The organism is Bradyrhizobium sp. MI1.4, from assembly GCF_055811315.1.
In genome coordinates this window covers 1-22346 of sequence record NZ_JBVVPP010000032.1, presented here as the reverse complement: position 1 = coordinate 22346, position 22346 = coordinate 1, and the positions used below count along the sequence as shown (strand labels likewise).

At 64.3% G+C, this 22346-nt stretch carries 22 protein-coding genes and 1 pseudogene; 12 read left to right on the top strand and 11 right to left on the bottom strand.

The window, feature by feature from the left end:
• Positions 1 to 90 precede the first annotated feature (90 nt).
• The 5 genes from AC0L23_RS27100 to AC0L23_RS27080 form a co-directional block, all read right to left on the bottom strand.
• Positions 91 to 330, bottom strand: coding sequence for an acyl carrier protein (locus tag AC0L23_RS27100; protein WP_006020277.1), 240 nt, complete (start codon positions 328 to 330; stop codon positions 91 to 93).
• 307 nt (positions 331 to 637) lie between these two features.
• On the bottom strand, positions 638 to 1375 hold the full coding sequence (gene fabG, locus AC0L23_RS27095; protein WP_026233737.1) for a 3-oxoacyl-[acyl-carrier-protein] reductase: 738 nt from the start codon (positions 1373 to 1375) through the stop codon (positions 638 to 640).
• Positions 1376 to 1477: 102 nt separating this feature from the next.
• The gene (fabD, locus tag AC0L23_RS27090; protein WP_026233738.1) at positions 1478 to 2437 is read right to left on the bottom strand and encodes an ACP S-malonyltransferase; all 960 of its coding nucleotides are present in this window, start codon (positions 2435 to 2437) and stop codon (positions 1478 to 1480) included.
• Positions 2438 to 2622: 185 nt separating this feature from the next.
• Positions 2623 to 3648, bottom strand: coding sequence for a fatty acid desaturase family protein (locus AC0L23_RS27085; protein WP_018459119.1), 1026 nt, complete (start codon positions 3646 to 3648; stop codon positions 2623 to 2625).
• Between the two features lie 3 nt (positions 3649 to 3651).
• On the bottom strand, positions 3652 to 4356 hold the full coding sequence (locus AC0L23_RS27080; RefSeq protein WP_085352910.1) for a TetR/AcrR family transcriptional regulator C-terminal domain-containing protein: 705 nt from the start codon (positions 4354 to 4356) through the stop codon (positions 3652 to 3654).
• A gap of 343 nt (positions 4357 to 4699) precedes the next feature.
• On the opposite strand from AC0L23_RS27080, the gene rpsF reads away from it, so the two are divergent.
• From rpsF to rplI, 4 genes are all read left to right on the top strand, one after another.
• Entirely contained in the window at positions 4700 to 5215 is a 516-nt protein-coding gene (gene rpsF / locus AC0L23_RS27075; RefSeq protein WP_085352909.1) for a 30S ribosomal protein S6, read from the top strand.
• Positions 5216 to 5220: 5 nt separating this feature from the next.
• Positions 5221 to 5460, top strand: coding sequence for a 30S ribosomal protein S18 (gene rpsR / locus AC0L23_RS27070; protein WP_007592020.1), 240 nt, complete (start codon positions 5221 to 5223; stop codon positions 5458 to 5460).
• Positions 5461 to 5589: 129 nt separating this feature from the next.
• On the top strand, positions 5590 to 6567 hold the full coding sequence (locus AC0L23_RS27065) for a hypothetical protein (protein ID WP_085352908.1): 978 nt from the start codon (positions 5590 to 5592) through the stop codon (positions 6565 to 6567).
• Positions 6568 to 6630: 63 nt separating this feature from the next.
• Positions 6631 to 7236 (top strand): 50S ribosomal protein L9, encoded by a 606-nt coding sequence (gene rplI / locus AC0L23_RS27060; RefSeq protein ID WP_085352907.1) that lies wholly within the window; start codon positions 6631 to 6633, stop codon positions 7234 to 7236.
• 37 nt (positions 7237 to 7273) lie between these two features.
• Here rplI and AC0L23_RS27055 read toward each other — a convergent pair.
• Together AC0L23_RS27055 and AC0L23_RS27050 are read right to left on the bottom strand one after the other, a co-directional pair.
• Positions 7274 to 7512 (bottom strand): annotated as a pseudogene (locus AC0L23_RS27055) (PaaI family thioesterase); the annotation flags it as partial.
• A gap of 26 nt (positions 7513 to 7538) precedes the next feature.
• Positions 7539 to 8567: a hypothetical protein gene (locus tag AC0L23_RS27050; RefSeq protein ID WP_085384885.1), complete on the bottom strand. Its 1029-nt coding sequence runs from the start codon at positions 8565 to 8567 to the stop codon at positions 7539 to 7541.
• Positions 8568 to 8848: 281 nt separating this feature from the next.
• Between AC0L23_RS27050 and AC0L23_RS27045 the strand changes: the two genes are divergently transcribed.
• From AC0L23_RS27045 to alr, 3 genes are all read left to right on the top strand, one after another.
• On the top strand, positions 8849 to 10099 hold the full coding sequence (locus tag AC0L23_RS27045; RefSeq protein ID WP_018459125.1) for an SAM-dependent methyltransferase: 1251 nt from the start codon (positions 8849 to 8851) through the stop codon (positions 10097 to 10099).
• A 756-nt stretch (positions 10100 to 10855) separates the two neighbouring features.
• Positions 10856 to 12364, top strand: coding sequence for a replicative DNA helicase (locus AC0L23_RS27040; protein WP_018459126.1), 1509 nt, complete (start codon positions 10856 to 10858; stop codon positions 12362 to 12364).
• A gap of 51 nt (positions 12365 to 12415) precedes the next feature.
• Positions 12416 to 13696, top strand: a complete 1281-nt coding sequence (gene alr / locus AC0L23_RS27035) for an alanine racemase (protein ID WP_085384878.1) — start codon at positions 12416 to 12418, stop codon at positions 13694 to 13696.
• A 12-nt stretch (positions 13697 to 13708) separates the two neighbouring features.
• On the opposite strand, the gene AC0L23_RS27030 is transcribed toward alr, so the two are convergent.
• Positions 13709 to 13927, bottom strand: coding sequence for a hypothetical protein (locus tag AC0L23_RS27030; protein WP_085352903.1), 219 nt, complete (start codon positions 13925 to 13927; stop codon positions 13709 to 13711).
• 40 nt (positions 13928 to 13967) lie between these two features.
• Here AC0L23_RS27030 and AC0L23_RS27025 point away from each other — a divergent pair, with 40 nt between their 5' ends.
• Entirely contained in the window at positions 13968 to 14738 is a 771-nt protein-coding gene (locus AC0L23_RS27025) for an exodeoxyribonuclease III (protein ID WP_018459129.1), read from the top strand.
• A 1-nt stretch (position 14739) separates the two neighbouring features.
• Here AC0L23_RS27025 and AC0L23_RS27020 read toward each other — a convergent pair whose 3' ends face one another.
• From AC0L23_RS27020 to AC0L23_RS27010, 3 genes are all read right to left on the bottom strand, one after another.
• Positions 14740 to 15555 (bottom strand): SGNH/GDSL hydrolase family protein, encoded by an 816-nt coding sequence (locus AC0L23_RS27020; protein WP_018459130.1) that lies wholly within the window; start codon positions 15553 to 15555, stop codon positions 14740 to 14742.
• A 99-nt stretch (positions 15556 to 15654) separates the two neighbouring features.
• Positions 15655 to 16023 (bottom strand): GFA family protein, encoded by a 369-nt coding sequence (locus AC0L23_RS27015; protein ID WP_085352902.1) that lies wholly within the window; start codon positions 16021 to 16023, stop codon positions 15655 to 15657.
• Positions 16024 to 16650: 627 nt separating this feature from the next.
• Positions 16651 to 17517, bottom strand: a complete 867-nt coding sequence (locus AC0L23_RS27010) for a L,D-transpeptidase (RefSeq protein ID WP_085352901.1) — start codon at positions 17515 to 17517, stop codon at positions 16651 to 16653.
• A gap of 194 nt (positions 17518 to 17711) precedes the next feature.
• Here AC0L23_RS27010 and AC0L23_RS27005 point away from each other — a divergent pair, with 194 nt between their 5' ends.
• The 4 genes from AC0L23_RS27005 (at position 17712) to purF (ending at position 22315) form a co-directional block, all read left to right on the top strand.
• Positions 17712 to 18437, top strand: coding sequence for a sulfite exporter TauE/SafE family protein (locus AC0L23_RS27005; protein WP_018459133.1), 726 nt, complete (start codon positions 17712 to 17714; stop codon positions 18435 to 18437).
• Positions 18438 to 18540: 103 nt separating this feature from the next.
• Positions 18541 to 19986, top strand: coding sequence for a DNA repair protein RadA (gene radA / locus AC0L23_RS27000; protein WP_018459134.1), 1446 nt, complete (start codon positions 18541 to 18543; stop codon positions 19984 to 19986).
• A 165-nt stretch (positions 19987 to 20151) separates the two neighbouring features.
• Positions 20152 to 20781: a CvpA family protein gene (locus AC0L23_RS26995; RefSeq protein ID WP_007592055.1), complete on the top strand. Its 630-nt coding sequence runs from the start codon at positions 20152 to 20154 to the stop codon at positions 20779 to 20781.
• A 28-nt stretch (positions 20782 to 20809) separates the two neighbouring features.
• On the top strand, positions 20810 to 22315 hold the full coding sequence (gene purF / locus AC0L23_RS26990) for an amidophosphoribosyltransferase (RefSeq protein WP_085352900.1): 1506 nt from the start codon (positions 20810 to 20812) through the stop codon (positions 22313 to 22315).
• Positions 22316 to 22346: the final 31 nt, after the last annotated feature.

Sequence of the window (22346 nt, the reverse complement as noted above, 5' to 3'; positions counted from 1 at the left end):
GAAAGATTCACGGCCAATAACAAGAAACCGGCTGACCGCTGTTGGGCGGTCCGTCCGGTTTCAATGTTGTCCCCGCGAAAATGAAGAGCGTTAGCTCTTCGCGTTCTTCTCGAGAAACTTGGTGGCGTCGCCGACGGTGAGAATCGTTTCCGCGGCATCGTCCGGAATCTCGCAACCGAATTCCTCTTCGAACGCCATCACCAGCTCGACGGTGTCCAGACTGTCGGCGCCGAGGTCGTCGATGAAGCTCGCAGCGTCGACAACCTTCTCGGGTTCAACACCAAGGTGTTCGACCACGATCTTCTTAACCCGCTCGCCAATCTCACTCATTGCATAACCTCGTGTTGTTCCCTGTAGACCCGACCCCCCGGGACGATACGAGCCGTCGTGGTCGTTGACTGCCTTCGCTTACGAACTTTGATCTGGCCCCATCCTAACCGATGCAGGCCCGGCGAATGACGGCCAAGGCTCCGCATCGCCAATATACAGGGTTTCAAAAACCTGCAATGGCGTTCTTTGCCCATCCGTTGAAGGTCCGGTTATCATACTTCAATTGCGTTGACTACAAGCCTCATTTCGCTCCGGAAACGGCCGTTTGCCGCATTCGGCTGCCCAAGGGGCGGTGCGGCATGAGGCGTCAGATCATGGCCATGCCGCCGTTGACGTGGATGGTTTGGCCGGTGACATAGGCCGCTTCGTTCGAACTCAGGTAGACGGCGGCCGCCGCGATGTCCTCTGGCGTCCCCAGGCGATTGGCCGGAACCTTGGTCAGAATCGTTTCGCGCTGCTTGTCGTTGAGCGCATCGGTCATCGGGGTCTTGATGAAGCCGGGAGCGATGCAGTTCGCGGTGACGCCGCGCTTGGCGTATTCGGCACCCAGCGTCTTGATCATCCCGATCAGGCCTGCCTTCGACGCAGTATAATTGCCCTGCCCCGGGTTGCCGGTGACGCCGACCACCGAAGTGATGGCGATGATGCGGCCGAAGCGCTTGCGCATCATCAATTTGGTTGCGGCGCGGGCAAGCCGGAAGGTCGAGGTCAAATTGATGTTGATGACCTCCTCCCAGTCTTCGTCACGGAGCTGCACGAAGAGATTGTCGCGCGTGATGCCGGCATTGGCGACGAGGATGTCGACCTGTCCCATCGCCGCCTCCGCACCGGGCACCAGCGCTTCGACCTCCTCGACTTTGGAGAGATTGCAGGGCAGCACATGGGTGCGCTCGCCGAGCTTGCCTGCAAGCTCATCCAGCACTTCCTTGCGCGTCCCCGATATCGCGACGGTGGCGCCCTGCGCGTGCAGCGCCTGCGCGATCGCGCCGCCGATGCCGCCGGTTGCGCCGGTGACGAGCGCCTTTTTGCCAGTCAGATCGAACATCGATAACTCCTCCAAGGCATGATCCGGAAACGCGCGCAGCGGTTTTCCGAAAGGGTCGTGCGTCAACTGTAGAACTCGCGCGCGACGACGAATTATCGCGCTTCAGGCCTGCTTGGCAGCAGCCAATGCATCTTTGGCAGCAGCAATGTCGTTGGGACCGCCGACCGCAACGCCGACGGCACCGTCTGCGATACGCTTGACCAGGCCCGTCAGCACCTTGCCGGCACCGATCTCAAAGAAACGGGTGACGCCCTGCCCCGCCATATAGGCAACCGACTCGCGCCACCGCACAGTGCCGGTGACCTGCTCGACCAGGCGCCGGCGGATCTCGTCGGGATCGGTGATCGCGCTCGCCAGCACATTCGACACCAGCGGGGCGGCCGGCGCCTTGATCGTGACCCCGGCCAGCGCCTCCGCCATTGCGTCGGCAGCCGGCTGCATCAGTTTGCAATGGAACGGTGCGGACACCGGCAGCAGCATTGCTCGCTTAGCGCCCTTGGTTTTGGCGATCTCGACGGCGCGATCGACCGCAGCCTTGTCGCCGGAGACGACCACTTGCCCGCCGCCATTGTCGTTGGCGGCTTGGCAGACCTCTCCCTGAGCGGCCTCCTCCGCCACCGCCACGGCGGCCTCGTAGTCGAGGCCGAGCAGAGCGGCCATCGCACCGACGCCGACCGGCACAGCTTTTTGCATTGCGAGACCGCGGATGCGAAGCAGCCGCGCCGTGTCGGAAATCGTCAGGCTGTCGGCCGCGGCCAGCGCCGAATATTCGCCGAGCGAGTGGCCGGCGACGAAGGCCGCATCCCGCCGCACGGAAAACCCGGCTTCGGCCTCCAGCACCCGCAGGGTGGCGATAGACACCGCCATCAGGGCCGGCTGGGCGTTTTGGGTGAGCTGGAGGGTTTCAGCCGGACCATCCCAGATGGTCGCCGTCAGCTTCTCCCCCAGCGCGGCATCGACCTCGTCGAACACGGCGCGCGCCACCGGAAAGGCATCGGCCAGGGCCTTGCCCATGCCGACCGCCTGGGAACCCTGCCCCGGAAATGTGAATGCTGCCGTCATCGGCGCTCCCTGCTTGTCGGGCGTGATCCCTGCGAGAACCGGCAGCCGATGGCGCGGCCTTAGGCCATGGTTCCGGATCAAGCTCCAAAGGGGGCCGTAGACACTGTCCGGGGCCGGAATGTCAAGCCAAGATGGGAACTTCGATCAGCCTTCGACTGGCAGCCTTCAACCGGAGTGACGGGTTCCTAGAATCCGCCAGCCGTCTGGTTGGCATCGACCTCGGACCCCGCCTGCGCACGGCGCGCGCTGTTGACCAATTGCCCCGGCCGGTCATCGCGGTTCGGCTTCGCGGTCGCAAGCCGCAGCACGGCGGCGTAACTCGGTTGCACCTCCATCCGGCCCGCATGCCGGCTCTCACTCAGCAAGCGGTGCACCTTCGGCAGATTGTAGCAGGGCACGTAGAACAAGAGATGATGTTCGAGGTGGTAGTTCACGTAGTACGGCGCGATGAACAAGCGCTCGAGGAAATTGGCATAGGTGGTGCGGGTATTGCGCAGGGGATCGCTGCTGTCAGGTACGACCGCGTGCTCTGCGATGTTGCGGATGCGGGTGATGACCATCATCCAGGTCAGGAGCGGCACCAGCCATAGCAGCGGATAGGCCCACCACACGCCGGCCGCCGTGAGCGCTGCGAACATCGCGCCATTGACCAGACATTGCGGGCCAAGCTTCTCCCACAAATGCGCCGCGCGCTGCCGCGATGGCCAGTCCTTCGGCCCGAGCGCGTTGAGCAATTGCGCCTTGCGCTGCTGGTAGCCGGTCTGCCCGGTGAGGTCGCGAATGAACTTGCGGCGATAGCTCAGCTTCGTGATCGGAAACGGCGCCGATAGCACGAGATCGGGATCGTCCTCCTGCTGGGTGCGCGCATGGTGCTGAAGGTGATAGCGCCGATAGCTGCGCGTCTCCGCAAACAGAGGATAGGCGCAGAACCACTGGCTTAGGGTCAGATTGGTCTTCTCGTCGGGGGACAGGCAGCCATGCGCGCCGTCATGCATGAGGATCGCGAGCCCGAGCTGGCGCGAGCCGATGATGGCAACGGCGAGCACATAAGTGATCGGATTGGGCCACCACGCGACCAAGGCGATTGCCGCGATGATGAGCGCCCAGGCGTGCGCGATCAGCGCGACGCCTTTCCAGGTCACGCGCCGGCGCACGTCGGCAAGTTGCTCGTCGGTCAGGAAATCGCGGGCACGCATGCGAAGCGCAGTCATGGCCTAATCCTCCTCATTCGAATTGCTCGATGCGTCGCGCGCGTCGACGAGGCGCAGCCGCGCAGTGTCATCAGAGGATTTCGCCTGTTCGCCCAGCACGCGCAGCATCTCGGCGCACAGCGCCTCGGGCGAACGGCCCATGGCGTAGCCCTCAAGGATGACGCCGATGGCGACGGCCCAGAACCGCCGCGAACTCTCGTCGGGCGCGCGCAGGGAGCGCCAGCCGTGCCGCGCGACCTGGCGCGCATAGGCCCGCGCACCTTCACTGTGCAGGCGCTCGATGGTGCGCTCGACCAGCGGCGCGAGATCCTGGCGCCGCCGCGTCAGCGTCAGCGCCTCGGCGAAGAAGGCCACCGAATCGCTCGTCGTCACGGTCTCGGCCAGCGCGTGGGTATAATCCCGCGGCGCGCGCGCCTTCAGCGCCGCCTGCTCGGTCGCCCGCGCCAGATACAGCAGCTCGCGACAGGCGCATTCGACGAACAGCGCCTCCTTGGTACGGAAATAATAGGTGATCTGGCTCGGGAACGCGTTCGCAGCGGCCGCGATGTCGGTGATCGCCGTACCCGACAGCCCCCGCTCCCGAAACAGCGGGCTCGCGGCATCAAGCAGCAGCGAGCGCATTTTGCGGCCGGCCGACCGCGTGGCGCGGGCAGCGTGTTTGGGATCGCCTGCCTCCTTGAGGGGCTCGTGGGCCGGCTTTTCTGCCATTGGAGTTCGCTCCGGTTGATTTATTTGTATGATATACAAACAAATAAATCAAGCCGGTATGATGGTCGGCGGCGGATCCGGCCGCCCGCATTGCGATCCCCGCGCCGAAACGGCGCCTGCAACCTTGCCAAGTCAGCCGAAATCCGTATAAGGCGCCCATCCGCAGACCCCGGCCGGGAGCTGAACGGACGGTCTCAGCAAATCATTCGTGATTTTGGTGTGGCAGGGCCAGTCGGCCCGTCGTCCCGTGTTTCCGCCTTCTGAGCTTAATCCCAGAGTCCTTTCCGAAGGCCTCTTAAGGGCTTGACGCCGGGCGATGCGCCAACATGAGGAAAGGACTTCCATGGCTCTCTATGAGCATGTTTTTCTCGCGCGCCAAGACGCGAGCACGCAGCAGGTCGAAGAGCTGACTGCGCAGATGACCGGCATCGTCGAAGGTCTCGGCGGCAAGGTCACCAAGACCGAGAATTGGGGCGTACGCTCCCTCACCTACCGCATGAACAAGAACCGCAAGGCGCATTTCGTGCTGCTCAACATCGACGCGCCGTCCGCGGCGATCGCCGAGATCGAGCGCCAGGAGCGCATCAGCGAAGACGTGATCCGCTATCTCAGCGTCCGCGTCGAGGAGCTCGAGGAAGGCCCGTCCGCGATGATGCGCAAGGCCGACCGTGACCGCGAGCGTGACGACCGTGGCGGCGGCTTCCGTGGCGATCGCGAAGGCGGTGGCTTCCGTGGCGACCGCGAGGGTGGTTTCCGTGGCGGCGATCGTGAAGGCGGCGGCTTCCGCGGTGACCGCGGTCCGCGCCGTCCGCGTGAAGACGCTGAAACCACCACCACCACCACGACGGATGGGGAGTAAGAACAATGGCTGAAGCTGGTGCACGCCGCCCGTTTTTCCGTCGCCGCAAGAGCTGCCCGTTCACGGGCGCGAATGCTCCGAAGATCGACTACAAGGACTCCAAGCTGCTGATGCGTTACGTCTCCGAGCGCGGCAAGATCGTGCCGAGCCGCATCACCGCGGTGTCCGCGAAGAAGCAGCGTGAGCTTGCCCGCGCCATCAAGCGCGCGCGGTTCCTGGGCCTGTTGCCCTACGTCATTCGCTAAGACGAATTCGGCCGGCGGCGACATCGCCCCCGGCCGTACGACCTAGTTTATCAAAAGGCTTCCGGGGCGTCCGGTCGCCGATGGTTGGGGCGAGATGCCTCTAACCGCTCGAAGGGAGCGGGACAGCTGATGATGGCCTTTGGACTGATAGCTCTGATCGCCGGCGCTGCGTCGGCCCTGATGTTCGCCTCGATCATTTCGGGCGCGCTGATCTCGCTCGTCCTGTTCTATCTCGCACCGCTGCCGCTGATGGTCGCTTCGATCGGCTGGGGACCGCTTTGCGCGAGCCTCGGCGGCATCGCCGCCGCGCTTGGCCTCGGCGCCCTGTTCGGCCTGCCCTATTGCATCGCCTTCGCCCTCACCGTCGCATTGCCGGCCTGGTGGCTCGGCCATCTCGTCCTGCTCAGCCGGCCGGTCGGAGCCGCCGCGCCGGAGCCCGCCGCCGAGCCGCCCACCGAGCCTGCGCTGGAGTGGTATCCGGTCGGCCGTATCCTGCTGTGGATCGCGGGCTTCGCCACACTGACCACGATCGCCGCGCTGCTCACGATCGGCACCGACGCGGAGACCATCACCGGCACGCTGCGCCGTGGCTTGATGCGCCTCCTCCGCGCCGCCGACCCGCAGAGCTCCGGCGAGACCGACCAATTCGTCGGCGCACTGGTGCGTATCTTGCCGGCGGGTGCCACCATCGTTGCGATGATGACGCTGACCCTCAACCTCTGGCTCAGCACCAAGGTGACGGCGACGTCGGGCCGGTTGCGGCGCCCCTGGCCGGACCTGATGACCGCGGAGCTGCCGCCGATGACGCTCGTGGCGCTCTGCGTCGCGCTCGCCTTATGCTTCACCGGCGGACTGCTTGCGATCGCGGCGCAAATCGCGACGGCTGCGCTGATGATGGGGTACGCGCTGACCGGCTTTGCCGTGCTGCATACGCTGACGCTCGCGCTGAAGAGCCGCACCTTCTGGCTCGGCTCGACCTACGCCGTCGTCGTCGTGTTCGGATGGCCCGTCATCGCGATGGTGATCCTCGGCCTCGCCGATGCCGTGTTCGGCCTCCGCGAACGCTTCCTTCGCACGCGCCAGCCACCGCCGCTGCCGACCTCTTGAGTTCAAGTCCGAAAGTTCAAGTTCGAAATTCCACCTCACTCAACACATCAAAGGAGAACGAATATGGAAGTCATTTTGCTGGAACGCGTCAACAAGCTCGGTCACATGGGCGAAGTCGTGAAGGTTCGCGACGGCTATGCCCGCAATTTCCTGCTCAAGCGCGGCAAGGCGTTGCGCGCCACCACCGACAACCGTGCCAAGTACGACGGCATGAAGGCCGAGCTCGAGGCTCGCAACCTTGAGTCCAAGGGCGAGGCGTCCAAGGTCGCCGAGAAGATCCAGGGCAAGAACATCATCGTGATCCGTCAAGCTTCGGAAGCCGGTCAACTGTTCGGCTCGGTCAACGTGCGCGACATCGTCGTGGCGTTCGAAGCCGACGGCGTTTCGCTGTCCCGCCCGCAGGTTCAGCTCGATGCGCCGATCAAGACCATCGGCAAGCACACCATCACGGTCGCCATCCACCCCGAGGTCGAGGTCGAGATCAGTGTCACCGTGGCGCGCAGCCAGGACGAGGCCGAGCGCATCAACCGCGGCGAGGACATCTCGAGCCGGAACGAAGACCGGGATGCTGCGGCCGAAGCGATCGCAGCCGCCGGCGAGTTCTTCGACCCGGAAGCCCTGCAGGACGACGCCGAGCCGGCGCCGGCCGCGGAAGAGACCGAGAAGTAAGCCTCGCGTTCGCGCAGGCTTTCGAAGCCCGGTCGCCTCAGGCGGCCGGGTTTTTCGTTGTGGCGGCACAATCCTCGCTCAGCATCGCGATCGACGCGAGCGCCGTCGCCGTATGGTCTCGACCCCGGCGCTGACGCAGAAAACGCCGGCTGCGGCGACGGAGACCTGACGGCCCGACTTGATCACCCTCGCCCGGCAGATCCGCTTCTCGCCGACCGCGGGCGACAGCAGATTGAGCTTGTAGCCAAAACGACGAAGGCCGCGCGAGAGCGCGGCCTTCGCATGTCTAAAAATGTGGTCGCCTATCGCGAAATCGGCGGCGTCGGCGGACCGGACGATTCGGCTGGCGCCGGTGGAGTCGCAGCGGTCGCGGGCGGCGCCGGTTCCTGCGACTTCGCTGGCGATTCGGCGCTCGCGGCGGGCTTGGGAGCAGCCTCTTCCGCCGCCTTGGGCGCAGCTGGCTCGGGGGGCTTCGCGGCGGACGGTGCGGCCGGCGTCACCTGCGGCACCGGATCGGGCCGCAACGCCGGAGCTTCGCTGCCGCGCGGCTCCACCTTGGCGCTTTCCGGCTTGGCCTCGGCGGGCTTGTCGGACGGCTTGCTGCCTTCGGGTTTGCTGCCTTCGGATTTAGCTTCGCCGGAATCCACCTTCGCAGTCTCGGGCTTTGTCTCAGGCTTGGACTCGACCTTCGGCTCGCTCTTCTTGTCGTCTGCCGTCGGCGCCGCGGCATCGACCTTCGGCGCCTCATCACTTCCCGGCTTGCCGCGCTTGCCGAGACGCTTGGCCTTGCGCCCTTCGGGGACAGCCTGGCCCTCGGGCTTCGCACCTTCCTTCGTTCCTTCTTCGGCCGGCCGCGCGGCGCGCTTCTGACGCGCGCCCTCGGCCGCGGGAGCGGCACCCTCGCCTTCCGGCTTGGCGGACTCCTGGGAACGTTGCCGGCGGCCCTGATGTTCAGGAGACTGCGCGGGATTGGTATTGGCTTCCTTGTCCTTATCCTTGGCGCCGTCCTTCTTGTCCTTGCCGTCCTTATGGCCGTCCTTCGCCTGGAAGCGGGTGTCGGTGGCCCCGTTGGAGACGAGGTAGGAGGCAAGCACGCCGGCCATGTCGGGGCTGGTCGTGTAATGCTGGCGCAGGAAGCCCGGCAAGGAGCCCGGCGCCACTGTTTTCAAAAGGCCGCGCGGGCTCTTGTGACATGCATTACAGGTCTGCGCGAAAAGCTGGGATGGGGCCTTGCCGGCCTCGAGGTTCGTCGCCTGCGCGAAAACGGTATCGGTCGCGCCGAAGCCGATCAGAAGCAAGATCGTCGCGAGGCTGAGCGCTCGGCTCGACATTCCCATCATCTCCATTGAATTCCGAGAGGTGCAGCCGGCAGGCGGCGCCGCGGCGGGTCACCTTTTATCCGATTGAGCCGCGAATGGAAGCAGGCACCGCGCGCAAGGATGTGATTAAGCGGTTTTGGAATATCCGCTTTGAGCACAGCGCAATAGCGGGCCCGGGACACCTCCCTAGATCTAGATGCAAGCGCATAGGAACCGCTGAGATGCCCGGGCGTAGGGTGTGAAAGGCCGGGTTAGTCGCATCTCTTCGGGTTCGCTCGAGAGGATGGGTGCCGATGGACCGATTGTTGCGTCAATTCCTGTCTCAATTCATCCGCCGCGGGTCGATGACGGTGACCACGGCGAAGGGCTCGAAGTTCACCGTCGGCGACGGCTCGGGCGAACCGGTCGCAGTCCGCTTCGTCACCGCGGACGCAGAGCGGAAGATCCTCGTCAATCCCGAGCTCGGGCTTGGCGAGGCCTATATGGACGGCGAGTTCATTGTCGAGCATGGCACCATAGCTGATGCTCTCGCGATCCTGCTCGGTCAACCCGACCTGTTGCCGCACTGGGCAAAACCCTGGTGGCACCTGCGCTATCTGGTGCGGCACCTGAAGCAGTTCAATCCGCGCCCGCGATCCCGCCGCAACGTCGCACATCATTACGATCTCGATGCGAGGCTCTATTCGCTCTTCCTCGACGCCGACAAGCAATATAGCTGCGCCTATTTCGAGACGCCGGAGAGCACGCTCGACGATGCACAGCTTGCCAAGAAACGGCACGTCGCCGCAAAGCTGCTCGTCAAGAGCGGCCAGCGCGTCCTCGACATCGGTTCGGGCTGGGGCGGACTTGGGCTCTATCTCGCCGAGATCGCAGGTGCTGACGTCACCGGCATAACGTTGTCGACCGAGCAGTTGCAGATCGCCAATGCGCGCGCAGCCGAAAAGGGCCTGACCGGATCGGCCAAATTCCTGCTTCAGGACTATCGCGACATCGCCGGTCCGTTCGACCGCATCGTCTCAGTCGGCATGCTGGAGCATGTCGGCGCCCGCTTCTACGACACCTACTTCCGGCGCTGCGCCGAGCTGCTGGATAAGGACGGCGTCATGTTGCTGCACTCGATCGGCCGTTCGCAGGGCCCGGACTCCACCAATCCCTGGATCGCCAAATACATCTTTCCCGGCGGCTACATCCCCGCCCTCTCGGAGGTGCTGCCGGCGATCGAGCGGGCGGGCTTGCTGGTCTGCGACATCGAGATTTTGCGCCTTCATTACGCCGAAACCCTGAAGGCATGGCGCGAGCGCTTCATGGCGCGACGCGAAGAAGCCGTGCAGCTGTATGACGAGCGCTTCGCGCTGATGTGGGAATTTTATCTAGCAGCCAGCGAGATGACGTTCCGCAAGCAGCATATGATGAACTTCCAGATTCAACTCACCCGCCGTCAGGGCGTCGTGCCGATGACGCGCAACTACATCGCGCGTGAAGAAGCCCGACTGCGGGCCGTCGAAGCCGGCGCCACGCCGAGGCTGAAGCTGGCTGGTGAATGAGTCCTAGTGGCGCAGGGTCGAAACCGGAGCGGACGGGGAAGAGGCCGTTAAGGCCAATTGCATCCGCAGCGCTTTCAGGATTTCAGGGGCGACCGGTTCCCGACGCACTTCCGGCCGCTCAGCGTGCTCCATGGCCGCGATCAGCCCCGACAGCCAAAGTCGGCTGCCTGCTTCGCTTCGCCAATTCCGGGGCTGCCGTTCTGGCCGCATCGCTTGCCTCGTTCCCTGGTGGCAGATCAGGAGACAACCCCCCGCCCGCTAACCTGTTCCGGCTGTACCCCCCGAAAGAATCCGGGGAGATGTGATCTGCTTCACAAAAGTCTCGTCAGCCCTGGCTTAGACCGTCGCCATGAGCAACGAGACCAAAACCTCATTCGACGTGCAGGACGACCTCCGCACCGATTACGCCCTGATCGCTACCGGCGTCGGGGCGGCCCTGGTTGCACTGGTCTACCTCCTGCTGGTCTGAACCGAGCCAAAAGCGCCTGGCCGTGGGTCATTCCCGCGCGTCTCGATGTGTCTGCCCGGCACCCCATCAGGTTCACTTCATCCGGCGTTTTCCGGGGTGCGTAACGACCGCATCTAGGCCGCGACCTGGTTCCACGAAATCCGTCAAGCGCGGCGCGTGCTGCGGCGGTCAATCATCCACCATTTTAATGATCGGTTGATAGCGGCGAGCTTTTGCTTCCGCTTTGGGCTGAGGCGGCGCTTTATCCCGGCCCCGCATCCGCCCCAGAAAATTGCTATCGCTCGACCATGGCCCTGACTGATTCGAACGTTCTCAAACTCGCGCCCGAAGCCGGAACCCCGGCCTATCGGAGCGCGCCGCATAACATCGAGGCGGAACAGAGCCTTCTGGGCGCGATCCTGGTCAACAACGACGCGTTTTACCGCGTCTCCGATTTTCTGGAGCCGAAGCATTATTTCGAGCCGCTGCACCAGACCATCTTCGAGACCGCCAGCAGCCTGATCCGGATGGGCAAGATCGCGACGCCCGTCACCCTGAAGACCTTCCTGCCCGCCGACACCGACATCGGCGGCATGACCATCGGGCAATATCTGGCGCGCCTCGCCGCCGAAGCGACGACCATCATCAATGCGCAGGATTATGGGCGCACCATCTACGATCTGGCATTGCGACGCGACCTGATCGGCATCGGCGAGGACATGGTCAATGTCGCCTATGACGCCCCGGTCGACTTCGCGCCGCGGGCGCAGATCGAGGACGCCGAGCGCCGCCTCTACGAACTCGCCGAATCCGGCCGCTATGACGGAGGCTTCCAGAAATTCTCGCAGGCGCTGACGCTTGCGGTCGATCTGGCCGCGAAAGCGTTCCAGCGCGACGGAAAGCTGTCGGGCATCTCGACGGGCCTGCGCGACCTCGACACCAAAATGGGCGGGTTGCAGCACTCCGACCTCATCATCGTCGCCGGCCGCCCCGGCATGGGCAAGACGTCGCTAGCGACCAACATCGCCTACAACGTCGCCCGGGCCTATGTTCCAGAACTCCAGGCCGACGGCACCATGAAGGCCGCCCATGGCGGCGTCATCGGCTTCTTCTCCTGCGAAATGTCGGCCGACCAGCTCGCCACGCGTATTGTGGCCGAGCGCACCGGCATCCCTTCCTCCTCGATCCGCCGCGGCGGCATCTCGGAGGCCGATTTCGAGAAGATCCGCGAGGTCTCGATCGAGCTGCAGTCGCTGCCCTTCTATGTCGACGAGACCGGCGGTCTCTCGATTGCGCAGCTCATGGCGCGCGCCCGCCGGCTGAAGCGGCAGAAGGGCCTCGACCTCATCGTCATCGACTACATCCAGCTCTTGTCGGGTTCGGGCAAGCGCAGCGAAAACCGCGTGCAGGAAATCACCGAGATCACGACCAGTCTGAAGGCGCTCGCCAAGGAACTCAGCGTGCCCGTGATTGCGCTTTCGCAGCTCTCGCGCCAGGTCGAATCGCGCGACGACAAGCGGCCACAGCTCTCGGATTTGCGCGAATCCGGCTCGATCGAGCAGGACGCCGACGTCGTGCTGTTCGTCTATCGCGAGGAATATTACCTCGGAAACAAGGAGCCGCGCCCGGGCACACCCGAGCACGAAAAATGGCGCCTGGACATGGATCTTGCGCACGGCAAGGCCGAAGTCATCATCGGCAAGCAGCGCCACGGCCCGACCGGCACCGTCGATCTGGCCTTCGAAGCGTCGGTCACCCGGTTCGGCGACCTTGCGCCGGACAGCCAGGTGCCGGACCGCGGCGGCGGCGACTACTGAGTTCCCTGGGTTGAACCTGACCGGCCTCTTGCGTAAAACGGCGCCATGACAATGGCGTCCGACCCGAAAATGATCCCGCAATCCGGCCTTCTCTCCGCGGAGGCCAATCAGGCTGCCGCGCTCGCGACCTTCGGCGGCGTGCTCACCGTCGATCTCGATGCCATCATCGCCAATTGGCGCAAGCTCGAGAAGACGGCGGTGCCGGCCGAATGCTCGGCGGTGATCAAGGCAGACGCCTATGGCTGCGGCGCCGAGCAAGTCGCGCGTGCCCTGAACAAGGCCGGCTGCAAGACCTTCTTCGTCGCCACCATCGGGGAAGCGCGCAAGGTGCGCGCGGCGGTGCCGGAGCCTGCGATCTACGTGCTCGGCGGCTATTTCCAGAACACCGGCGAGCACTACGCCCAGATCAACTGCCGCCCCGTGATCGGCGATCTCAACGAGCTCGCCGAATGGGACGTGTTCTGCCGCCGCACCGGCTGGACCGGTGGCGCCGCCATCCACATCGACACCGGCATGAATCGGCTCGGCCTGACGCTCGCGGAAGCGCATGCCATTATCCCCCGCATCAACGCCGGCGATCACGGCATTACGCTGGTGATGAGCCATCTGGTTTCGGCCGAGCAGCTCAACAACCCGGTGAATGCCAAGCAACTCGCGGCCTTCCGCGGCATCGCCAGCGAATTCTCCGGCGTGCCGGCGGCGCTCGCCAATTCGTCCGGCGTCTTCCTCGGCGCGCCCTTCCAGTTCGACATGGTGCGGCCGGGCGCCGCGCTTTACGGCGTCAACCCGACGCCGGAGGCTGACAATCCGATGCAGCCGGTGGTCGATCTCAAGGCCCGCATTGTGCAGATCCGCAATGTCGAGCGCGGCGAGAGCGTCGGCTATGGCGGCACCTGGACGGCACGGCGACCGACGAAACTCGCGATCATCGCGGTCGGTTATGCCGACGGCTATTTCCGCGCCGCAAGCTCCAATGACGGCACCCGCGGCGCCGAGGTCATCGTCGCCGGCAAGCGCTGTCCGGTCGCCGGTCGCGTTTCGATGGACCTGATCGCGATCGATATCACCGATCTGCCGCCGAATGCGGCGCGGCGCGGCCACATGGTGACGCTGCTCGGCGAGGGCATCACCGTCGACGAGCTCGCGCATCATTTCGGAACGATCGGCTACGAGGTGCTGACCAGCCTCGGCCGCCGCTACGCCCGCATCTACAAGGGCGGAAATGTGGTGGAGCCGCTGGCCAAGCCTGCTTCCGCGCAGGCGGTCGAGCAGCAGACGCCCGCTCCGCCATCGATCGAACAGCCCGCAAGCGCGCCGCCGCTGCCGGGCTGAGCGACTTGCCGCCTACTTCTTTTTCCTGCTGTCCAGCGCCGTCTTGCAGGTTGCGCTGAGCTTTTCGCGCTTGGCGTTGAGGCAGGCGACGATGCCGCCGCCCGGCGCAATGCCGGCGCAGAATTTGTCGTAGTCGGCCTTGCACGCGCCGCGCGGATCGGATGATTGTGCCGAGGCAACCCCGGAGAACGCAACGGCGACGGCGATGACGGCAAAGCTCAACTTGGACATTGTTTCTCCGGTAACGGAAGGCAGGAGCCGGTAGCTCTACATGAAGATCGCGACATTCAACATCAACAACATCAATCGCCGCCTGCCCAATCTGTTGGCATGGATGCGAACGGCGAAGCCAGATGTCGTCGCACTTCAGGAGTTGAAGGCAAGTGATGGCGAATTTCCGGCGACCGCGATCGAAAAGGCCGGTTACGGCGCAGTGTGGTGTGGACAGAAGACCTGGAACGGCGTCGCCATCCTGGCCCGCAATGCCGAGCCCATTCTCACCCGCGATCGCTTGCCGGGAAAACCTGCCGATCACGAAGCCCGCTACATCGAGGCCGCGGTACGCGGTGTCATCGTCACCAGCATCTACCTGCCGAACGGCAATCCGCAGCCGGGACCGAAATTCGACTACAAGCTCGACTGGTTCGCGCGGCTCAAGCGCCATGCCAGAACCTTGCTCAAGCAGGAGCTGCCCGTGGTGCTCGCCGGCGACTACAACGTTGCACCTGATGAGCTCGACATCTATCCGACGCGCTCGTGGGACAAGGATGCCTTGATCCAACCGAAGAGCCGTGCGGCCTTTGCCTCGCTGCTGGCACAAGGCTGGTGTGACGCGATCCGCGAACTGCACCCCGAGCAGCGCATCTACACCTTCTGGGATTACAAGCGAAACCGCTGGCCGCGAGATGCGGGCCTGCGGCTCGACCATGTCCTGCTCAGCCCTGCCCTCGTCTCACGCCTGGCAAAAGCCGGCGTGGACAAGAAGGTTCGCGGCGAAGAAGGCGCGAGCGACCACGCACCGGCGTGGGTCGTGCTGCGCTAGGTCAACGCCCGTAATACTCCTGCACCGTGTCCCACGCTGCTTTCTGCAGCAGCTCCACCGTCGGGCCGTCCAGTCCCATCGTGTAGGAATTGCCGACCGGCGAGCGGCCGGTCAGCGCGGCGAACGTCACGCAGGTCGCCAGATATGTGCCTGCGGGGCTCGGGTGCCGCTTGTCCGGCGCATACAGATTGAGCTCGGGCTGCAGCTTGCGCACGCGCGCGAAGGCAAAACCTGCGGGGATCACCAGCGCATCATTGGCATTGCCTGCGATTGTGTAGGCCTCGGCCAACGCTTCCGTCATCTCAGGCTTGTCGGCGTAAGCCCAGGACATGAACAAGACCGGCCGCATGCCGTTGGCGCGGACGATCTCGCTGTCCTTCTTTACGAAGGTCGTGAACGCGTCCTTCAATTGCGGATGGATGGGGCACTGGCTGCAATCCATCATCACGACGGCGTCGTACTGCCTGCCCGGCTTGTTGAAGACGACGTTGTTCTGCTCGTCGAACGAATAGGCGCCGAGGCCACCCGGCCGCAGCAGGTTGTCCATGTCATGCCAATCGAGGCCGGAACCGCCGATCGTCGCCATGGTGTTGCGATAGGCCGTCTTGTTTTCAGGGTCCGCAGCCCGCTCCATGAAGGAGAGATGCCCGGGCATGCCGTTGTTGTAATAGAAGAAGCTGTTGCCGACGAACAGCGCGGCCTTGGGGAAATCCGGTCCTGATGTCGTGACCTTGGGCCTGGTCTGCGCCTGCGCATTGAAGCCGGCTACAACGGCCAGACACATCGCGAGCATCACTCGCGCGAAAAGACGCATCATCGGCTTCCTCCCCTTTTTCTGTCGGGCCGGAAACAGATCAGCTTTTCAAGAGGGCCTCAAGAGCACGGACGAGCAGCAGACATGCGCGAGAGCGCATGCTCACCATAAATTCTTGCCATCGATCATGGTCACCGGCACGGTCTCGAGATCGAACTCGTCGAACAGGCGCGCGTTGACGGCGACCCTCGGATTGTCGAAATCGGGCTTGCCGGTCGACCAGTCCGGCGACTCCGAATAGGTACCGCAGCCGCAGCTTGCGCAGAAATGGTGTTTGACGGTGCGGCTGCCCCAGAGATAGGTCGCGACGTTCTCCGCGGGCGACAGCAGCCGAAACTGCGCCGGCGTGTAATAGGCCCACAACGCGCCGCGCTTGGCGCAGAGCGAACAGGTGCAACGGGTGACGCTCGCGGGCGCCTCCGTCACCTCGAACACCGTCTCACCGCAATGACAGCTTCCCTCGACCCGCATGACCCACTCTTTGTTTTGTCAGGAGATGGTCGTAGCCGGACCCTGCTGCCAACATGCTGTCAGCAGCGCGTAGCCGGACTTGCCCCATGTGCTGCGAGCACCGACTTGCCGCGCCAACTCAACAAAAACATGAAAAACAACCCCATGCACAGTAGCCGATGGCTGGCAAATCAATGGGTTACGCATGCTCCGAAACACTGATTTGACGCGTCGGGCAAACACTGGCGGGATGTTTTCAGAAGTGGTCGTCGACACGGTTGAGCGTGGACTTCATCGCAGCAGCGCGTCATGCGATGCGAAGGGCCTACGGGAGACAGCTCGGGCTTCGATATGAAGGGGCAGCGCGTCGACGCCCCTCTTCGGGAAGTCGAAGGCATGAAATTGCGATGGCAAATTGCAATCCTTGGTGCTGCTCTAACCGGCGCAGCTCTGAGCTACGCTTATACTCATACCGCAATCCGGGTGACTGAGCCGTGCCGGAGAAGTTCTCCGGGCGAGGTGGTGGTCTGTCCTCCGCCCTACAAGCCATAAATTGTTGTGCCTGTCACAAGCTTCGGGCCGGATGACCTCGTAGGCGACTTGAATTGCCTCCTTGTCCTCCGTTTCAGGATGAGGACGGAGGACGAATTACTGCGCCTCGGCGATCTTCGCTCCAGATGACGGCATCTGCGCGTGAGTTGCCGAGGGCCGGTTCGGCGGTGATGCCGGGTCCGGTAACCGGAACGCGGCGTCGGCTGGCGCTCCTTGGGGTGCTCGGCGGGCAACGGTCGTCGGAAGCACGATCACTTTCGCGCCGACTTTCACGCGATCATAGAGGTCAACGACGTCCTCATTGGTCAGTCGGATACAGCCGGACGAGACCCGCTTCCCGATCGTATCGGGCTTGTTGGTGCCGTGAATTCGATATTCGGTGTCGCCCAGATACATCGCCCGAGCGCCGAGCGGGTTGCCAGGACCTCCTGCCATGAACCGCGGCAGATAAGGCTGACGCGAGACCATCTCCGCAGGCGGATGCCAATCCGGCCATTCTGCCTTACGAGCCACAGTCTGCTCACCGGACCATGTGAAACCTTCGCGGCCAACACCGATGCCGTAGCGCAGTGCCTGCGCGTCGTTCAGAACGAGATAGAGGAATGTGTTCTTGGTATCGATGATCACGGTGCCCGGCGTCTGGCGGCTGGCGTAGTCAACCACCTGCCGCACGAATGCTCCGGGAACGTCAGCCGCTTTGGGCGGTTCGACCAGAGGCGCCGGGGCCGTAAGCGGAGCCGAAGCCGGCGTCGGAGCTGATGCATGAACAGGCGTTGAGACGTAAACCGGAGTTGATGACGCTTGGGCTTCGTGCGCGGACGGCTTTCGTGCCGGTTGCACGTTCGCCGGTCGGGACAGCAAGCCGTACCCCAACGCTGCGACGGCGACGGCGCCAACTGCAACTCTCGCGGCCATCGGGATTGCGAACGTCTGCGCCTTTCCGCGTTTGGCTCGCTTACCCATACTCTTCTTCCCCCAGGTCACTATGCCCAAGAGAGGTACCCAGTAAGATTTAAGAAACTTCGAAGCGATTTCGCTCAGACTGGAACCGTCGGCGATGGTTAACGCCGGGCTCTCGGCAAGATAAGGTTCTCTCGCCTCGCGGATCGCCCGCGCCGCTGGCCGCGGCTAAACTCTCCCGATTCGTGGAGACTGGTTTGGCTTTCTTGTTCGTCCTGATCGTCGGCCTCGTCGCAGGCACCATTTCCGGCATCGTCGGCACGGGCTCGTCGATCATGCTGATGCCGGTGCTGGTCTATGCCTATGGGCCAAAGGAGGCGGTGCCGATCATGGCATTGGCCGCCGTCATGGCCAACTTGTCACGAATCCTGGCCTGGTGGCGCGAGGTCGACTGGCGGGCCTGCACGGCTTATTCGGTGACAGGCATTCCAGCCGCCGTGCTCGGCGCGCGGACGCTGCTGGCCCTGCCCTCGCACGCCGTCGATCTCGCCATCGGCGTCTTCCTGATCGCGATGGTGCCGGTTCGGCACTGGTTGGCGCGGCACGATCTCAAGGCCAATCTCTGGCATCTGGCGATCGGCGGGGCCGTCATCGGCTATCTCACCGGCATCGTCGTCTCCACCGGCCCGCTCAGCGTGCCGCTATTCCTGTTCTACGGCTTGTCCCGCGGCGCTTTCCTCGCCACCGAAGCGGCATCTTCGCTCGGGCTCTATGTTGCGAAATCCGTGACTTTCGAACGTTTCGGCGCGCTGACTGGCGATGTGTTCGTCAAAGGCCTGGTCGCAGGATCGTCGTTGATGGCGGGCGCCTTCATCGCCAAACGCTTCGTGCTGCGCTTGAAGCCGGAGATGTTCCGCTTGGTGATGGACGCAATCATGATCGCGGCCGGCCTCTCCATGCTCTGGAACGCGGCGCAGCCGTAGCCGGGCTTCGGGGGGGCGCCGGGGCTCACTCTCTCGACCCGTCATTCCGTGCTATCAGCAAACCTGAAACCCCCGACTCGCTGTCCCCGGACTCGCTGTCCCCATGGCCAAGAACACACTTTCCTTCGTCTGCCAGAACTGCGGCGCGGCCTATAACCGCTGGCAGGGCAAATGCGAGTCCTGTGGCGAGTGGAATACGCTCGCGGAGGAGGACACGACCGGCAGCGTGCCGGTGTCGATCCGCTCCAAGCGCAAGGGGCGGACCTTCGCGCTCGAGAGCCTGTCCGGAAAAACCCAGGACGCCCCGCGCCTGTCCTCCGGCATGACGGAGCTCGATCGCGTGACCGGCGGCGGCTTTGTCCGCGGCTCGGTGCTGCTGGTCGGCGGCGATCCCGGCATCGGCAAGTCGACGCTGCTGACGCAGGCCACAAGCCTGCTCGCGCGCGCCGGACACCGCGTCGTCTACATCTCCGGCGAAGAGGCGGTCGCGCAGGTGCGGTTGCGCGCCGAACGGCTCGGGCTGTCGGATGCGCCGGTGCAGCTCGCCGCCGAAACGTCGGTCGAGGACATTGTCTCGACGCTGTCTGAGGGCGCGGTGCCGCGGCTGATCGTGATCGATTCGATTCAGACCATGTGGACCGACACGGTGGAATCGGCACCCGGCACGGTGACGCAGGTGCGCGCCTCGGCGCAGGCCCTGATCCGTTTTGCCAAAAGGACCGGCGCGGCCATCATCCTGGTCGGCCATGTAACCAAGGACGGACAGATCGCCGGCCCTCGCGTGGTCGAGCACATGGTCGATGCGGTGCTGTCGTTCGAGGGCGAAGGCTCGCAGCAATTCCGCATCCTGCGCGCCGTGAAGAATCGTTTCGGGCCGACCGACGAGATCGGCGTGTTCGAGATGACCGGGCTTGGCCTGCGCGAAGTCACCAATCCTTCCGAGCTGTTTTTGTCGGAGCGCGATCTCGGCACGCCCGGCACCGCAGTCTTCGCGGGTATCGAGGGTACAAGACCCGTTCTGGTCGAATTGCAGGCACTGGTGGCGCCGACCTCGCTCGGCACCCCGCGCCGGGCCGTGGTGGGCTGGGATCCGAGCCGGCTATCGATGGTGCTGGCGGTGCTGGAAGCCCATTGCGGGGTGAAGCTGTCCGGCCACGACGTCTATCTGAACGTCGCGGGCGGCCTGCGCATCCACGAGCCCGCGGCTGATCTGGCCGCCGCGGCGGCGCTGGTGTCCTCGCTGGTTAATGCGCAGTTGCCCTCCGATGCGGTCTATTTCGGCGAGATCTCGCTGTCCGGCGTGGTGCGCCCGGTAGCGCAGACCCCGGCCCGGCTGAAAGAAGCGGCAAAACTCGGCTTCCAGCGTGCCGTTCTGCCCGAATCGGCCCGGGGCGAAGCCGGCGGCGATGCCGGCTTGTCGCTGAACGCGATCAACAGCCTGACGACATTGGTCGCCGAGATCGCCGCACGCGGCTCCCGGCGGGGCGACTCGAGCGCACCGGCAGAGAAAAATGCCACACCAGCAAGATTCCGCCGTGGAGAGGGTTAGCCGGTGGTGACGTCCCCCGCCCTCGCCGCTATACAGCCGTCACAAAAGCAGCATGGGATTGTGTGGTTGCGGCCTTGCCGGGAACGTCGTCTGGCCCTCACTTAGGGCGGCGGCCAAGCACCGATTCGCTGAGCACCTTGAAGTACGAGCGGACCAGACCAGCCGATGCCAGTAACCATCCTCGACCTGATCCTGCTCGGTGTGATGCTGATTTCGGGCCTGCTCGCCATGGTTCGCGGCTTCATGCGCGAGATCCTGTCGATCGCGGCTTGGGGCACGGCGGCGATTGTCACGCTTTATTCATTCTCGAAGCTGCTGCCGACCGCAAAGACCTATTTCAACAACGATACCGTCGCGAGCGTGGTCGTGGTTGCCGGCGTGTTCGTGGGCACTTTGGTCGTGGTCTCCGTGATCACGGTCCGGATCTCCGACATGATCCTGGATTCGCGCATCGGCGCACTGGACCGCACCCTCGGCTTTCTGTTCGGGCTGGCGCGCGGACTTTTGATCGTCGTGGTCGCCTTCCTGTTCTTCACCTGGCTCGTGCCGGACAAGCAGCGCCCGGATTGGGTCACGGGGGCCAAATCCCGCGTGGTGCTGCAGGGAACCGGGGATTGGCTGATGGCCCTCTTGCCTGACGACCCCGAGAACACCATCTTGAAGAGATTCAAGAAAAACAAACCAGATGAAGAGCAAACTGATTCCGAGCAGCAGCCTTCGGGCAGTGGCGACGGATACAGCAAACCGGCTCGTGACAGCCTTAAAAAGCTGATCGAGAAACCCGCGGCGCGTTGATTAAGCCCTAACGAGAGGCTCGGACGAGATGCGAAATCCTGACCAGGACGCCCTACTTGATCTCGGCCCGGCCGCGCTGGAACTTCAAGACGATCTGGAGGGGGATACGCTGCGCGAGGAATGCGGCGTCTTCGGCATCTACGGCCACCCCGATGCCGCCGCCATCACGGCGCTCGGCCTCCATGCCCTTCAGCACCGCGGCCAGGAAGCAGCCGGCATCGTCTCCTATGACGGCGGCCGCTTTCATTCCGAACGCCGCCTCGGCCTCGTCGGCGACACCTTCTCCCGCCGCGAGGTGATCGATCGCCTGCCCGGCACAATGGCAGTCGGCCATGTCCGCTATTCCACCACCGGCGCGACGATCCTGCGCAACGTGCAGCCCCTGTTCGCCGAACTGAATGCCGGCGGCCTTGCGGTCGCCCACAACGGCAACCTCACCAACGGCCTGACGCTGCGCCGCGAGCTCGTGAAGAACGGCGCGATGATGCAGTCGACCACCGACACCGAGGTGATCCTGCACCTCGTCGCGCGCTCGAGGCGCAGCCGCTTCATCGAACGCTATATCGACGCGTTGCGCGAGATCGAGGGCGCCTATGCGCTGGTCTCCCTGACCAACAAGAAGCTGGTCGGTGCGCGCGATCCGCGCGGCATCCGTCCGCTGGTGCTCGGCGAGCTCGATGGTTGCCCGATCCTGACCTCCGAGACCTGCGCACTCGACATCATCGGCGCGCGCTTCGTCCGCGACATCGAGCCCGGCGAGGTCATCGTGTTCGACGAGAGCGGCCAGGACATCCACAAGCCGTTCCCGCCGATCGCGCCGCGCCCCTGCATCTTCGAATACATCTACTTCTCCCGTCCGGATTCCATCGTCCACGGCCGCTCGGTCTACGAGGTACGCAAGGCCTTCGGCGCGCAGCTCGCGCGCGAGAGCCACGTGCCGGTCGACGTCGTGGTGCCGGTGCCGGATTCCGGCGTGCCCGCCGCGGTCGGCTATAGCCAGCATTCCGGCATCCCGTTCGAACTCGGCATCATCCGCAACCACTATGTCGGCCGCACCTTCATCCAGCCGACGCAGGCGATCCGCGAATCCGGCGTGCGCATGAAGCATTCGGCCAACCGCGCCGCGATCGAAGGCAAGCGCATCATCCTGATCGACGATTCGCTGGTCCGCGGCACCACCTCGAAGAAGATCGTGCGCATGATGCGCGATGCCGGCGCCAAGGAAGTGCACTTCCGCCTCGCCTCGCCGCCGATCCTCTATCCCGACTATTACGGCATCGACCTGCCGGACCGTGGTGGTCTTCTTGCGGCGACGCATTCGCTGGAAGAGATGCGCGAGATCATCGGCGCCGACTCGCTCGCCTTCCTGTCGATCGACGGCATGTACCGCGCCATGGGCGAGCCCGGCCGCGACCCCGCCAATCCGAAATTCTCGGATCATTGCTTCACCGGGGCGTATCCGACCCACCTCACCGACCAGACCCAGACCGAGCAGCAGCCGCGGCAATTGTCGCTGCTTGCGGAGGCGAGCTAGGCTCGTCGTCCTGGCGAAAGCCAGGACCCAT